The organism is Paenibacillus sp. SAF-068 (genome assembly GCF_051967555.1).
Taxonomy (GTDB): domain Bacteria; phylum Bacillota; class Bacilli; order Paenibacillales; family Paenibacillaceae; genus Paenibacillus.
In genome coordinates, this window is sequence record NZ_JBQCJX010000005.1 from 251,933 (window position 1) to 267,822 (window position 15,890).

The 15,890-nt window shown below is 48.5% G+C and carries 11 protein-coding genes; 2 read left to right on the plus strand and 9 right to left on the minus strand.

Going from position 1 to position 15,890, the window contains the following annotated elements:
• Nucleotides 1–133: 133 nt before the first annotated feature.
• Nucleotides 134–2,506, minus strand: coding sequence for an Ig-like domain-containing protein (locus ACTHPG_RS23905; RefSeq protein WP_440391846.1), 2,373 nt, complete (start codon nt 2,504–2,506; stop codon nt 134–136).
• Nucleotides 2,507–2,716: 210 nt separating this feature from the next.
• Between ACTHPG_RS23905 and ACTHPG_RS23910 the strand changes: the two genes are divergently transcribed.
• Nucleotides 2,717–3,322 (plus strand): methyltransferase, encoded by a 606-nt coding sequence (locus tag ACTHPG_RS23910; protein WP_440391847.1) that lies wholly within the window; start codon nt 2,717–2,719, stop codon nt 3,320–3,322.
• 171 nt (nt 3,323–3,493) lie between these two features.
• Here the strand turns inward: ACTHPG_RS23910 and ACTHPG_RS23915 are convergent, their stop codons facing one another.
• From ACTHPG_RS23915 to ACTHPG_RS23945, 7 genes are all read right to left on the minus strand, one after another.
• Entirely contained in the window at nt 3,494–4,630 is a 1,137-nt protein-coding gene (locus tag ACTHPG_RS23915; RefSeq protein ID WP_440391848.1) for a glycoside hydrolase family 88 protein, read from the minus strand.
• 57 nt (nt 4,631–4,687) lie between these two features.
• Nucleotides 4,688–6,652: a glycosyl hydrolase gene (locus ACTHPG_RS23920; RefSeq protein WP_440391849.1), complete on the minus strand. Its 1,965-nt coding sequence runs from the start codon at nt 6,650–6,652 to the stop codon at nt 4,688–4,690.
• Nucleotides 6,645–8,636, minus strand: a complete 1,992-nt coding sequence (locus ACTHPG_RS23925) for a heparinase II/III domain-containing protein (protein ID WP_440391850.1) — start codon at nt 8,634–8,636, stop codon at nt 6,645–6,647. Before ACTHPG_RS23925 ends, ACTHPG_RS23920 begins: the two co-directional genes overlap by 8 nt.
• A 238-nt stretch (nt 8,637–8,874) precedes the next feature.
• The gene (locus tag ACTHPG_RS23930) at nt 8,875–9,531 is read right to left on the minus strand and encodes an SGNH/GDSL hydrolase family protein (RefSeq protein ID WP_440391851.1); all 657 of its coding nucleotides are present in this window, start codon (nt 9,529–9,531) and stop codon (nt 8,875–8,877) included.
• A 115-nt stretch (nt 9,532–9,646) separates the two neighbouring features.
• Nucleotides 9,647–10,453, minus strand: coding sequence for an NAD-dependent epimerase/dehydratase family protein (locus ACTHPG_RS23935; RefSeq protein WP_440391852.1), 807 nt, complete (start codon nt 10,451–10,453; stop codon nt 9,647–9,649).
• Between the two features lie 357 nt (nt 10,454–10,810).
• A complete protein-coding gene (locus tag ACTHPG_RS23940) occupies nt 10,811–11,140 on the minus strand; it encodes an AzlD domain-containing protein (RefSeq protein WP_440391853.1) in 330 nt (109 codons plus the stop codon).
• Nucleotides 11,131–11,805: an AzlC family ABC transporter permease gene (locus tag ACTHPG_RS23945; protein WP_440391871.1), complete on the minus strand. Its 675-nt coding sequence runs from the start codon at nt 11,803–11,805 to the stop codon at nt 11,131–11,133. The genes ACTHPG_RS23940 and ACTHPG_RS23945 overlap by 10 nt, the downstream gene beginning before the upstream one ends.
• Nucleotides 11,806–12,280: 475 nt before the next feature.
• Between ACTHPG_RS23945 and ACTHPG_RS23950 the strand changes: the two genes are divergently transcribed.
• Nucleotides 12,281–14,281, plus strand: a complete 2,001-nt coding sequence (locus ACTHPG_RS23950; protein ID WP_440391854.1) for a methyl-accepting chemotaxis protein — start codon at nt 12,281–12,283, stop codon at nt 14,279–14,281.
• Nucleotides 14,282–14,608: 327 nt separating this feature from the next.
• On the opposite strand, the gene ACTHPG_RS23955 is transcribed toward ACTHPG_RS23950, so the two are convergent.
• A complete protein-coding gene (locus tag ACTHPG_RS23955; protein ID WP_440391855.1) occupies nt 14,609–15,805 on the minus strand; it encodes a DUF2087 domain-containing protein in 1,197 nt (398 codons plus the stop codon).
• Between the last annotated feature and the right edge of the window lie 85 nt (nt 15,806–15,890).

Below are 15,890 nucleotides of genomic sequence, written 5' to 3' on the forward strand. Positions count from 1 at the left end.
GAATGGTGGGCTTTCAGCAGCATTGAAGAACGCTCCAGTTTATATACAAAAAAAACGGTGATTCCAGCTATTAAACTGGGATCACCGTTTTATGATATTACGCGTTTCACGCTCACACATTTGTCAAAAGAAATTACTTCGCTTCAACCACTACGGTTACTTTGGTTTTCACACCTGCAAATGTCACCGTAATCGTTGCTTTACCTTTGCCGTTCGCCTGGATAATGCCATCTTTCACCGATGCTGTTGCAATACGGGAAGATTTCCAGAGAGCCGGTTTGGATACATTGGCTTCACTGCCATCGGCATACGTTGCAGTTGCCGCCACAGTTACCTTTTCACCAGGTTTCATGGTCAACGTTACTTTATCCGTCTGCAAATATTTCAGTGTATCCACATCGACCGCAATCGTGACAGACTTGCTGCCGTATTTTGCTGTGATTTTGGCTTTACCTGCACCTGTAGCTTTGACTTTGCCTTTGGTTACTTGAGCAACCGTGTACTTATTCGTTTTCCATTCCGCTTTATCCGTAACATCACGCTCGCTACCGTCACTTAAGAAAGCAGTTACCGTCAAATCAGCTGTATCGCCTGATTTCAGGGAAAGAGCCGGCTCGGAAGCTTCAATACGTGAGATGACATCCACTTCAACCTGGATCGTCACTTTTTTGGAGCCGTATTCTGCTGTGATGTTGGCTTTACCACTGCTGTTACCTGTGATCACGCCTTTTTTCACATCTGCTACACGTGCATTGCTGGATTTCCAGGTTGCTTCGGATGTAACATCCAGCGTGTTTCCGTCCTCATCCGTACCTGTTAGAAGGATGGTCTGTGTTTCTTTGGCAGACAGAACGACGAAGTTCACATCTGCTTCCAGACCACTAGCCATACCTACCTCAACAGGCAGAGTCAGCGTTTTGCCCTCAATTTTCGCAGTAATCGTTACTTTACCTGTCGCAACACCTGTGATAACCCCTTTGCTATCTACCTCAGCGATTTTGTCGCTGCTGCTGCTCCAGGTTGCATCTTCGGATACATCTTTGGATATTTCACCATACAACGCCAGTACTTTGGCATTGGTCGTTCCTCCAACGGCTACAGATGCTTTCTTCTTGTCCATCTCATACTTGTCCGGAACGTCTACATTTACTGTAAATTTAACCGTTTTACCGCCATAAGCTGCAGTGATCGTAGCTGTACCGGATTTGTATGCGATGAGATCGCCGTTTGATACATAGACAACATCTGCATTGCTTGAAGTCCACGTTGCTTTGGAAGTTACCACTTCTGTGCTTCCATCAATGTATTCTGCATTGGCTACCAATGTTTTAGACTTGTTATCACCCGTAACACTCATGGCGAGCTTGTCATTCACATCTTTGATATCCAGATATCTTGCCGTATCCACGTCCACGGCAACTTCTACAGTTTTACCACTGTAGGTTGCTTTGATCGTTGTTGAACCTGCACTAATGGCTGTAACTTGTCCCTTGAATACCGTAGCAACTTTCTCGTTGCTCGATGTCCAGGTCGCTTGATCGGTTACATTCACGTCGCTGCTATTTGGATACGAAGCCGTAAGAACGATATTAGCCGTTTTGGTTGTCTCGCTCAAACGGAAGAAAATACTTTGATTTACCACACTCAGTTTGCTGGTCAGATCTACATCCACGTCAACGGATACGGATTTCGTACCATATTTGGCTGTGATCTTGGCAGAACCTGCCGAGTATCCTGTAATTTCACCTTTGAGAACATCTGCGACTTTCTCATTGCTGGATGTCCACTCCGCCAGATCGGTTACATCTTTGGTTGTACCATCTGGATACGTAGCTGTTACTTTTACATTTTCACTTTTGTTCAACAGCAAGTTAACTTGTTGTTTATTTACATCTACACGCTTAACCACTTCAACGTTAACATCGACCGTCACGCTTTGGCTGCCGACTTTGGCTGTGATCACAGCTGTACCCGCGCTTTGTCCAGTTACTTTACCATTCACAACGGTAGCAACCTTCTCATCACTGCTAGACCATTCTGCGGTACTTGCTGCCGCGCTATTTGTTTCATTATCACTATACGTTGCTGTCAAAATAATTTCTTTCGTATCTCCCGTGCGCAAGTCCAGACTCTGTACGTTCTTCGAGAGGGCTTTGACCTTCTTCGTTACTTTCACTTGAACCGTTTGGCTCTGGCCCTGGTACGCTGCGGTAATCGTAGCTGTACCTTCTTTTTTGGCTGTAATTGCACCATTATATACAGTTGCTATCGAAGTATCACTGGTACTCCAGGATGAGCTGATTGTTACGTTTGTTGACGTATTATCAGAGTATACCCCCGTTACCGTAACAGAACTGGAATCACCAACTTCGAGCGACATTTCATTCTTGGAAACCACAATTTTGGACAGTTCTTTGTCTGCCGCAGCGGCCAAGCCTACGTTGGATATACTCAGTATCAACACCAGCATCATCACCATGTACTTGGTCAATCTTGGCTTTAACATCATTTCCCCCCGATTATCATCATTTTTTACCCTATGTTTAATGTCGGCAAGTCCTTTCCAGATGTTTAGACTTTCAGGAAATTTTCAGGGATTCTATGGAAATTAATTTATCTTCTATTCCGGTTTCAACCGTTCATACCTGCGATTAACGTGCATAACCTATGTATATCGACTGTCTTGAACTTCTTTTAACAGAATTGGAGGAAACATATGCGTCAGCCTTTTGATTACATCGGGTATTGGGAGAACACATATCGTTCAGGTGAAACTTCCGGGAAAGGTTCATACGGGGTATTGGCTGAATTCAAGGCCGAAGTCGTGAATGGACTGATTCAACGTGAAGGCATTCATCGTGTCATTGAGTTTGGATGTGGGGATGGCAACCAGTTGCAGCACATGAATTATGAGGACTACCTGGGCGTTGACGTCGCCGCTTCTTCGATAAAACGCTGTGCTTCCCAGTTCGCCAAAGATTCATCCAAGAGCTTCATGCTGTATACACCAGGCCTATGGATTAACCGAGGTTTCCTGCAAGCCGATCTGACGGTCTGTCTGGATGTGCTATATCACATTACGGATGAAATCGATTTTCGCAACACCCTCTATGATGTTCTGCACTCTTCAACAGCATGGGTGGTGCTTTACACGCGTTTGAAAGAAAACGGCAACCCGGGGATCGATACAATCCAGGACCGAAATCTGTTCGAATATCTTTTCGACTACCCTGATTTCAAAGTGCATGAGATTATTCCGCAGCGATATCCGGATCAGTCTTCCGCCGACTTTGTTATCCTGAGACGCATGCCTGTCAAGTAAGATGAATTCTTCTCCATGAAAACAACTTACACATCATCTGCCTGTCCACCGTTTCCAATAGAAGAGATATCATGCGTTCCTCGTATTGGATCAGCCACAGGCGGACAGGTGATGATGGTGTGTTATTGTTGCGCTACTTATTAAATGCTGAATCGTTCTTGACTCTTATTTTTAAAATAACCCCGCACGTCCACGCAGCTTCGCCAGCGCTTCCATATAGAAATAATCGCCGTATATAATCGGCACATTCAGCCCTCGGCCTTCCGGGTAATGCACCGTTCCCTGCATAATCAGCCCTTCTTCCGCTGCCGAGTCGCCGGAGCTATAGTTCTCATGCAAGCCGCGGACGATGCGCTCTCCCGCGGCGGCATAGGTTTCCCCGCGTGGCGACAGCTTCGCCAGCTCCAGCAACCCGCTCGCGGCAATCGCCGCAGCGGACGAGTCCCACGCCACCTGATGCTCCGCAGGTGCGCGGAAATCCCACACCGGCACGATCTCTTCGCCAAGCATGGCGAGGAAGAAATCGGCCGCACGCTCCGCTGTCTCCAGATATCGGGCTTCGCCCGTATACCGGAAAGACAGCGCAAACCCGTGCAACGCCCAGGCGGTGCCCCGCGCCCAGGCGGAACCTGGAGCATGGCCCTGTCCGCCATGCTCTCGCAGCTTCTGCCCCGTGTGTGGATCGAACTCCACCACGTGGCAGATGGACCCGTCAGCGCGGATGAATTCGCGCGCCACGGTGTCCGCATGCGCTTCCGCCAGCCAGCGGAAGCGAGGATCGCCGCTCTGCTCGGATGCCCAGTAGAGCAGCGGCAGGTTCATCATGCTGTCAATGATGGCTACGCCGCGCGTATCCATTGCTGACGAGCTGAAGTTCCAGGCGCGGATGAACTCACCGCGCACATGGAACCGGGCAGCGAGCAGGTTGGCGGCAAGCATGCCGCGCCGCCGTCCATCCGTGCTGCCCGTCTGGCGGTAGTTGGCTACGCCACTAAGCAGCCAGATGAACCCCAGATCGTGATCCACCGATTCAGGATCACGCAGACAACCCTCCAGTTGCCGCTCACAACTTTCGGCAATGCGATGCAGCTGAGCGACCGCTTCACTTTCCGGTGATTCCCCATAGACCAGCCATAACAACCCAGGCCAGAAACCTGCTGTCCACCATTCCGGATCATTCCGGTCATACGTCCCTTGCGGGGCAATGTGTGGAAATGTATCCTTGATCCGCTTGGCATTCCGAATCGTTTTGGCAGCTCCTTGTTGCCACGCTTCCTCGAGCCATTTTACCGACGTTGATGTATTCATGAACGTATCCCTCCTCGATTCAATACCAGAGATCTTTGATAGATGCTCCAGTTCATCCTAAACGCTGTCTTCAGTAACCTTGCCCAATCGAATCGTCAATGACAGACGACGTACTCCGTTTACTTCAATCCGTGCTTCTTTCAGCAAACCATTGCGGGAAGCCACGGCCTGTTCCTCCAATTGAATGGTGGCCCCCTGATCCAGCGCTGCAGTTTCTACATAGGCCCCCCGATACTCCGTTCGCACACGATGATCCATATGGGTAATCACCGCCTGTTCACGACCATCATGGAACATTAACGGAATGAGTGCACCTGCCGCCGCAATCTCTCCTTCGAATTCATACGTTATGGTCAGCAAGTCTGCTTGTTGCACATAATGGGTACGCAAAGCATTAATTCCAGGCAAGGGACCAATCCATGTCACGGCAAAAGAGTTCCCCACGGCATTATCGACATCTTCTGCGACTCTTTGTGCAACATGCTGGTCCATTTGATTCCGCGTATCATGGTGCACTTTCTCATACACTATAGACCCACCTCCCTGGGCAGGGTCTAATCCAGCATCCCGATCGTATGCACCACCCGATGGAATTCCCTCTGCAAGGCTATGCCATATTCCATCCGGGGTCTTCCAGGCAGGACAGTAACTGAGTGGACGAACCATCCCTTCGGCGAATTCCGTGAAACCGGCCTGCACATGACTGGCAGCGGAAGGACCAATCAGCCCAGGCAATTCCGTCTGCTGAATTCGTACCAAACCAGGGATTGTATATGGATCATTCATCGCGGTATGCAATACCAGCTGCTGACCTGGTACGGAAGCAACCACCGTTTCGAACCACCCATCAGTCTGCAAAACGCGACTACCTACCTCGGAAGGAAGGTACACTTGGCTCACTTGGTCCCCCGGATCACTGAGACAGGCGTGAGCCAGGGCGGCTGCCGTCCACAGGTTGTAGCAGGTATGGTTGGTATAGATCTCATAGCCGTGGCGATCTTCTGGCGCGTATTCATTGCGGACAATTTTCAGGCGCCCATCCTCCATTTGCCAGCGCTCCACAGCAGCAAAACATCGATTAGCCGCACGTGCAAAGGCACCCGCCATCACCGGATCTCCGGCCTCCAGAGCCTGCGTTGCATGTGTAGAACATACATAAGCGGCGGCCGCTTCATTCCACTGGTGCTGGGAGCTGCGACCCCGCGGTGGAATCTCACCTAGCGGTGATAGCGTCAGTAGCGAGCTGTAGGCACCATGGCGCAGCTGCTCACGTAACCTATCAGCAGTGGCTCCCTCGTAACCAGATTCAAGCATCACCCCAAGATGATAACGGGTGGCAATATCATAGGAAAATGGGCAATTCGGACGGTCCAGCGGTCCATCCTGATACAATCCGAGCGCCGTAAATCGGGGGAGATGATAGGCCTCCAGATAACGATCCATCCAAGCAGTATCCTCACTCGCCAGCTGTTCACGCCACCGCAGATATTCGCCAGAGATCATAATGGCGTTCCAGTTAATCATGCGATTGGGATTGTTCATGTTGCTCATTGTAAATACATAATCTTGTTCAGGATCGATCGTTTTGAGTGCTTCAGCCCATACCTTCGCTTGTTCAGGCAGATGTGACTTCAACAACATGTAGGCTCTTATCATGAGTACCGGGAAAAAATCAGGGTGATTGTCAGGTGCGCTACCTTTGACCACGGCATCAATGCTCTGTGACAAAGCCGCTGCGGCAGAATCAAGCAGATCCGTACGCCCTGCGTCAACCAGAACTGCCGCAGCCATCGCATAGGCTGGTGTAGAATAATATCTCTCCACACCCGAAAATGGATCAATAATTGCACCATCGCTGTCCTGATATGGTCTGTAAGCGCGCGCAATCCTCTCCACAAGTACCAGCTTGCGATCCTGATTCCAGCCGTCTGCCGGAGCGGTGCCCGCTTGTTCCGCCAACGTACGGTAACGTTCAAGTTCATTTTTCCATGGATATGTGGACGCAGATGTATATTTACTCACACTGGCTCACCTCGATTTCTCCCATTTTCGATTCAATGATGAAGCGTACCTCACATACCGTTTCAAGTGGATCAGGGCCTTCTATCCGAACGTCCATCTCATCGATCACACCTGTCCATGATAGTGACGTCCGATAGAATGTGACTGGAACATTGTCATGATCAACTGTGTCCAGGGCTTCTGTAAACACTCGCCAGTGGTTCGCATCGTACGCCATACGGACCGTTCCATGTACACCTTGCCAGCGAAGATTACCGCTCTTCACCACATCAGGCTGCACTCTGCTCATCCATCGCTCCACAATGCTTGAATATCCTGCATCTGATTCATCCTCCGAAGAGAATCGTTCTCCCGAAGACACCATCCTGCTCTTCCATTGAAAACGGTCAATCAGTCGTAATTCCGCTCTATCTCTGCTACCGTCAGAAGACATTTCCCAATGAAATTGGCGCGTATACCGAGCCAGTGAAGCAGCACCAGGATATGCGGATGTCAGATCCAATGTTGTATCCAGTTCACCGCCACCCTCTGCCAACTTTGCCTCTAACACATGGGCTTGTGCTTGTCGGCCCGAGCTTTGCTCCTGACCTTCAATGAGCGGAACGTTATGCCCAGATGACGAGATGTGGAACAACTGCTCTCTGCCTGGCGCAAAATATGCTTGGGTATACAACCCTGCTCCTGGATCACACAGGATATTCTCACCACCGCAATGGATAATGAACTGTCCCAGATCATTATGATTGTGAGGTTCATCGTTATGTCCACCTTTAACGGACATCGCCACATGAAGGGGTGCGTCGTTCGTACGTTTTGTATTGGGAGAATCGAGCGCTCCCTTTGCCATCATCCAGCCCAGATTTTGAAAAATAAATCCTCGTTCAGCTTGTGCAAAGGCACCTTTATCCCCATAGACTGCCGGATCGCTCCACATCACGTTCCGCACTAGATGTGCCCAGCGATGACAGGGATCATCGGTAAGCATTGGAATGTGAAGCGGCAGATCTACCTGCAATCCCACTCTGGACGCGAGCAAGGAGAGCAATCCGGAAGGAATCTCTTCCTGCTCGGCACTGTCCGAATAATTCACGAATGTGCCGCCCGACAGATGAACCCGCAGCGGGAAGGCTGCGATGGCTGCTATTTTGGAACCTGTCAGCAGATCCAGTTCACCCTCACTATACTCGCGAAGCATTTCGGCATAATAGGTGAAATAGCCAAATCCATATACCCAATATCCAATGCCTTCAGCACAGCCGCCATCCTCGCCATATCCGCTCAGGAATGCATTCATGCAGTTGACCGTATGGGAGATCGATTCCCGTAGTGTGGATTCATCCTGAAGCAGCAACAATGCGGCCATACCACAGCAGCCCCCGCAGACTGCTGACCAGTTATGATCCGCTGTCTGCCAGTGGAACTTCTGTTGATCCCGGTAAAGCGGAGTGAAGATTCGCTGCTCTGCTTCGAACCTGATTCGCTCTATGACAAGGGGGTCCAGTCGTTCGGCGTGAATCGTCACAATCTCAGCCAGCATATGTACCGTCTCTGCGGCGAACAGATCGATGTTGCCTTTCACCTGGATGACCTCACCAGTACCCAGATGTGCGGGCAAACACCACGTATACTCACCACACACGTCCCACAACATTTCTTCCAGCGCTTGCAGTGCATCCGGCCTCGCCGTGTCCAAAGCGAGCATCGCCACAGCAGCCAGCCTGCCCCTTCGATCGAAATAAGCCTGCTCATAAGCCTTCCGCTCACCCGTATCACTGAACTGGCTATATAGACGGAACGACAAGGAGGGCAAGGGTTCCAACAATGCGCGTTCACCATAAGCCTTCAAGTCCGTGTATAACGTAGCCAATTCAGGCCGGAGCAACTTCTCTAAGAGTTTATCAGCACTTAGGGAGCTCGCTGCTTTACTCTCATTTCCACATTGGTTTATATGTTCATGTTCGATTTCGTGAATGGAATCTTCCACTGGATTCACCACTCTTCGTTAATGGATTGTCATAACCATATTATAATGTAATCGATTTCATTCTACCGGATATGATAGCATTTTTGAAGAATTATCCATTAGAATCCTTTCCACTACGCCATGTCCTTCTCCTTCCTAACCCAAAAAAACGAAGGACCTTTATCAGGTCCTCCGTTGCATTCTGCCTGTTAACACAGGCTTTTTATGGCTATCTCATATTCTTAAATATTCGTTTTGGTTACACAATTGCAAGCGGAGAATTCTGTACAACAGACAACCATTGGCGTGCAATCAGCTCATGACCTGCCGCGGTTGGATGTACGCCATCCCATAACCAGTACGCTGCGTCTGCCTGCTCCAGAGCGTCATTAAACGTCTGCTGCAATGGCACCCACACCGCTCCGAATTCTTCAGCAAGACCTTGAGCCAGTTTCTGATATTGGCCGATGGACTCTTCCCAGGCTTCCCATTTCTCAGCAGTTGCCCCGGTATTCAGGATAAACGGTTCCATCATAACCAGCCCCGTATCCGGCATCACTTCCCTTGTTTCTTCAAGCAAATGGCGATACGCTCGTCCGAAACGATCCGTTACCCCGCTAGGTTCACCATTCATTGTGCGCCAGGCATCATTAACCCCGATAAGAATGCTGATCAGATCAGGTTTCAGACTAATGGTATCCTCATTCCAACGTGCATACAGATCGGATGCCCGATCCCCACTGATGCCTCTGTTATAGAACGTCTTATGCTTGCCCGCCAGTTCCATACCCAGTTTGCTGGAGATCAGATACGCGTATCCGTGTCCGAGAAAATGATTCGGATCGTCATTGCGTGATCTTCCCCCATCTGTAATCGAGTCTCCCTGAAACAATATAACGGATGGACTTGTACTCATGATTGAAATCGTTCCTTCCTCTTGTGCAAAATGGAAACACTGAACACCTCAGTCTCCATTTTATCCCTTTCGTCCGGAATAGAAAATAGCGTTTTCATCATTGGATATCGCCATCCTATGAATCTTCCGGTTCTTTCTCCACATGGCCTCCGCCCTGAAAGGCCGTCTCATCCTGTTTATCGGGTACGCCCCTAAGCTTCGCCTCTTCCCACAGCTTGGCCGCATCATCCTGTGGACGGTATCCAATCTTTTGCGCCAAGTATCGGATATCATAGTAATTGTCAGTATTCGCTGAAGTCCCGTACAGATTCAGATACTTCATACCCGAATCCGCTTCAATACAGCATTCAGCGAGCTGGACCATGTCCCTTGGTGATATCCAGATGTGAGCCGAGCGCTCCGAGTGCGGGTAGGTATCCCCTGAGAAGTTTCCGATTCGAATGTTGAATGAGGACAGACTATATTTGTCGACGTAATACCGTCCCAACAGTTCAATATAACATTTGCTAAGTCCATAGAAGCTGTCCGGTCGGTACGGGTCGTCCACTCCAATATCCTCACCGGTAGGATAGAAGCCAGTCGCATGGTTGGAACTTGCAAAGATCACCCGTTGAACACCGTTCAACCGTGCTGCTTCATACACATGGTAGGCTCCAGTTACGTTGATTGGCAGAACTTTGCCCAGAAAATCTTCCTCATCCTTGGCCCATGCAATGTGCAGAACGGTGTGAACCCCATGCATCAGTTCTTTCAGGCGTTCCCCGTCTGTCACATCCATGGCTACAATGCCAGCTTCCTCATCCTCACGCAGATCCACTGCAACGATATCATACGCGCCTCTGGCTCTCAGCCCCTCCAACAGACTGCGACCAATGACTCCGGCAGCTCCCGTAATTAACAGCTTGCGCTTCCGTTCACTCATGATTCCAGCTCCCTTCGCTCAGATAGGCTATCTGTCCTCTATAGAACAGTATTAACCGATCAGGCGAAGGAATTACCGGATGTTATAATTCAACTTATATAAGTTGAACTAGCCATTTACACGAGAACGTAGAGGACAGAAAGGAACCTGAAGAAGCGAAGCTAAAAGCTTTTTGCAAGAAGGCTACTTCGAAAGCATACACTTCGCCTGAAAGCTTTCTGAAAGAAAGCTGCATCGAAAGCATACGCTATCCCAAGATTTTCAACCTTTATAAAAGTGAATTAAAAAATCTGGGGATAACAGTGATCGGAAGGTTGTTCTGTCATCAAAGGGGTTAGTGTAATTATTTTAGTTCAACTACCCCATCCAATATCGCAAAATCATCATGGCCACAATACCGACCAATACGGTTCCGAGCAGACTGCGTGTCCAGATCGCTACTGCAATCGTAGGCAGGGAGGCCCACAGAGCTGCATTGTGCGTAAGCGGCACCAACTGGTTGTCTGAGATGAACAGCTCCTGACCAATCAATGCTGCCATGACAGCTACGGGTACATACTCCAGCCAGCGTAACAACCACATTGGAATCTGTATTTTGCTAAACAGCATCAGTGGCAGAACACGCGGGATAAATGTTAACAGTGCTGAGCCCATAATAATCCAGAATACATCCCATCTTACTTCCATCGTTCCATGAACACTCCCATCGTTGCCGCAATCACTGCAGCCACAATTACACTCATGCTGCCAAGTGAAGCCATACTGGCGAAGATTACACAGACCACGGCAATAATCGCCACATTAATGTGTATTTTTTTATTTTTGCGGTGTACCAACTGAAGTACAACCAGTCCGATAAACATCGCTGGCAGGGCATAATCCAGACCCAGTCGTTCCGGGTTGGTGATCCAGCGTCCAAAGTACGCTCCTGCCATGTTAGCCACGAACCAGTTCAGGTATGCGGTAATATTCAGACCGTGCATCCAGCGTTCGCTAAGCCTTTTCCTGCCAATCGCACGTGTCATCGCCACGCCAAAAGACTCATCCGTAAGCAATGAACCGATCCACATATTTTTAAGCGGGGTCAGATGACGAAAATATGGTGATACAGCTGCACTGAGCAGCAAATGACGAAGATTCACAAAAAATATGGTGAACATGATTGCTAGTGCTGATCCATTCGATGCGAGCATGCCTGCTGCAATGAACTGAGCTGATCCTGCATATAAAATCAGGCTGAGCAGAGCCGTTTCTGCCAGACTCAGACCTGCGGTCATTTCAATGACACCCGCTGCAAAGCCAATACTCAAATAACCCAGCAGGGTTGGGATACAATCTTTCACCCCCTGCATGAATGTAGCCTGATCCTGAACTTCTTCTACGTTCTCCTGTCCAGGTCCGGATAACTGTAATGTACTTTGGTCCAACTGTGGTACAACCCCTCTCCAATTTCTGTCTCCATTAACCGATATATATGGATGTAGATCCAACCAGGTCCATCTTTCATGAAAACAACTTCTTCGTGTAATTAACATGACTAGTTACATACCTTACTTTTTTCGCAATTTGCAACATTCACTTCATATTAATTCAGAAATATACCACAAGATGTACACTAAGAGAGAGACAGAATGCTTTTTATAGAACAGATATAATTCTAAATACCTACAATTCCGAAAAATATTTTCGTAAAACTCATAAATAATGTTGAATAAACTCGAATTTTGTCATACGATAGCACCAGAAACATCTGGAAATGTTGGAAACTTTACCAGATTGGATATATCCACCAGGGAAATGGTTGGATTACACAGAGGGGGAATGTGTATGAAGAAGATTAATAAACAAAGGACCAAAAGAACGCTGCAGATGAGAGAGAAACTGATTTTGTCATTTGCCATCGTGCTACTCATTCCCACAATCAGTCTGGGCATTATCTCGTTCCAAACAGCCGAGGCCAAGGTCGAAGAGAAAATGTATGAGAACGCAATCAGCAATGTTACTGTGCTCAACCAGACCATTGACCAGATCATTGGCGCAACACGCAAAAATGTGGATTTTCTGGCAAGTCAGCTGGATGCAGGCAATGTCGGACCTAATCAGGGGGACGAGACAGATACCATCCGTACCTTGCTTGACGCGTACAAGGAAACGCATGAGGACGTGGAACTTGCCTCCATCGGCACGGATCAGGGCGTGTATATTAACTCCCCTGTAACTGCTGTGAACAAAGAAGGATATGACCCGCGCGAACGCCCATGGTATCAGGCTGCTACACAGAACAAAGATGTTCCTACCGTAATCACCCCTTACATATCAAGCAATACCGGCAATGTTGTTGCTTCGGTAGCTCAGACCTCAGCAGATGGCCATGGAGTCGTCTCTGTCAGCCTGTCGCTTGAAGCCCTCTCGAAGACCGTTAATTCCACAAAGATTGGTGAGAAGGGTTATGTCTATATCATTGATAATGCCAACAAAATCATTGTCCATCCTACCGAAAAACCAGGGACCGAAGGAACCATGGAACCCTATAAAGATATTTTTGCACAGAAGAACGGAAGTCTGACTTATACACTAAATGGAAACCAGGAACACGCCTTTTTCTCCACCAATGAAACGACGGGCTGGACCGTGGTCGGTGTCATTGATAGTGGGGAAGTGACGGCATCTGTCCGTCCAATCCTGTACACTACACTTATCGTTATCGCGATTGCGATCGCTGTAAGCTCCATCATTATTTTCTGGATTGTTCAGTCGATCACCAAACCGCTGAATCGCCTGGTGAAGGCATCCAACGAAATCAGTGATGGTAATCTGACCATTGAGGTTGCTGTATTGGGGCAGGATGAATTCGGCAAGCTGAGCACCAGCTTCAATAAGATGAGTGAATCTTTACGAAATGTCATTCAGGACGTACGCCACACGGCTGACGAGTTAACTGCCTCTTCCACACAATTGGCAGTCAATTCATCCGAGACGACCAAAGCAACAGAGCAAGTTGCCCTGATCACGGAAGAATCTGCAGCTGGACTTGAGAAACAAGCCAGCAGCCTGAAGCATACGGCACAGCAGATGAATGAGCTTGCCGGAGGTGTGGGACAGGTTACGAACAGCACACAGCAAGTATCCGAAGCCGCCATGCAAGCCAGTGAGCTCGCGGATAAAGGAAATGCTACCATGCAAACGGCTGTATCCGAGATGGATTCTGTCAGTCGCTTCGTGCAAGGTATGGCAGATACTGCTGGACGACTTGAACAGCATTCCACATCCATTGGCGAGATGGTTTCGGTCATTACAGACATCGCTGCACAGACCAATTTGCTTGCGCTTAATGCTTCGATTGAAGCAGCACGTGCAGGTGAGCATGGACGTGGCTTCTCCGTTGTTGCCAGCGAAGTTCGCAAGCTCGCGGAGCAGTCCAGCCTGTCAGGCCAGAAGATTGTAGAGATGGTCGGGGCAATTCAACAGGAGATTGCAATGGCCAATCACAATGTTCAGATCGGGCAACAGGATGTTGGCAACGGTATTCGTGCCGTTCAGTTTGCAGATGAAGCTTTTGCCCAGATTAGTCAGGCCGTCGGGGTCGTCAACCATCAGCTTGAGAACATTGCAGCTGCCTCACAGCAGATGTCTGCAAGTACAGCAGAAGTGGTGCAATCCATTGATCAGATCCACACGATATCGGAAACCAATGCCGATGGAACAGAGAACATCTCCGCTGCAACGGAGGAGCAGGTCGCTTCCATGCAGGAGATATCTTCCTCTGCTGATTCCCTTGCCCATCTGGCCCATAAACTGCAGAAGCTGGTGGAACAATTCAAGCTGTAATCGTTGAACTAAAGATTGTTTACACTAACACTACGATGACAGAATAACCTTCCAATCGCTGTTATCCCCAGATTTTTTGATTCCCTTTTCCAAAGGAGGAGAAAATCCGGGGATAGCGTATGCTTTCGATGCAGCTTTCTTTCAGAAAGCTTTCAGGCGACCGCTTCGCTTTTTCAGGTTTTTTCTGTCCTCTCCGTTATCGTGTAAAAGATTAGTTCAACTTATATAATAGGTAGTCTGTAACACCCAAAGCCCCTATGCCATCATATTGGCAAAGGGGCTTTGGGTTATAATAGGTCAGGCATTTCAGAGAGGAACATGTCCCGCTTATTCAGCAGATGGCTTTTTATCTCCGTGGTACCCTTGATCTCCATAGGGCTCTAACTGTTCAAACCAGCGGTTCAGACATTTGGCGAGGGCATCTTTGGGGTCGTAATACGGGTTATCATCCGGCTTCAATGTCTCCAACACTTCAATTACGAAGGCATTCTCCCCATATTCATTCCATTCAGCCTGCAACCTCCGATTCAGATGGCTACCCATCTGTAGCATAAACCGTTGTCCGTTAATGGTTTTCAAGTTAAGCGTGCTGTCGATATAGACTTTGTTATTACGTTCATTCCGAATTTGGTAGACGCCTGCTTCCGTTTTGACTTCCTTCGCCTGTTCCTGCAATTCTTTGCGACGATTCATCTTCTCCTGCTCCCCCTTTTCTTTGCGTTCCTGTTTTCCATCTGTGGCGCTCTGTTGATCTGCGCGGCTTCCCAGCCAATACTGACTGCCGTCTGGCTCACGTTCGAGCAAACCATAGTCGATGAGATACCTCCGTATTTCCACGTAATCCTCATTAAATTCCTTCAGCAGCTCATTGACCTGTTTTTCGGAATATTGGCGCTCTGTATCGAATCGTTTGGCTATCTCGGTGAGCACGATATATTTATGCTTTTGCTGCATATGAAACGTCGTCAGTGGACCGCCAGTACCCTCCGGAAAATATTTATTCAGCACCTTCTGCCGATCCTGTTCTGTAATATCAAATGAGCCAGGATGAATCGTATGCTCATGTCTTGTCACCGGTGACACCCATTCGGCCGGAGCCTGGGTATCCTTGCTTTTGAGAAGTTCCATTAATGCCAGGAATATCTTGGCCTGCCGTTCCTTCTCCTTCAATACAAATCGATGATTCCGGATCGTGGAAGCACTCCCAATACCCAGGGCCTTCTGTACTTCAACATCCTTCTTTCCTTCATGAAATTGAGCCAATAGGCCACGCTGGACATCGGATAATCCGGTTACACTTTTATCCAGCTCCAGTAAATACTCGAATACCGACCCATGAATCTTCTCAATATGCACTCTCATATAGCGTGCTGCCTCATAGAGAACTCCTTCTTCAGGGTAGATAATCCCCGCTTCCGTTCTGTATCCGCAGCAGACGCATGTATAGGCAGCACCCTCCTCCATATAACCACGCTTGATCTCTTCCAATGAAGCGGTTTGCAACCAGGGTTCCGATGATTTCATGGCAAAGCTCCTTTTTATCATTGTTATGGTTATTTCAACCAAATAATATTTAACTTTATATATTAATGTTTGTTTATTTATAGAC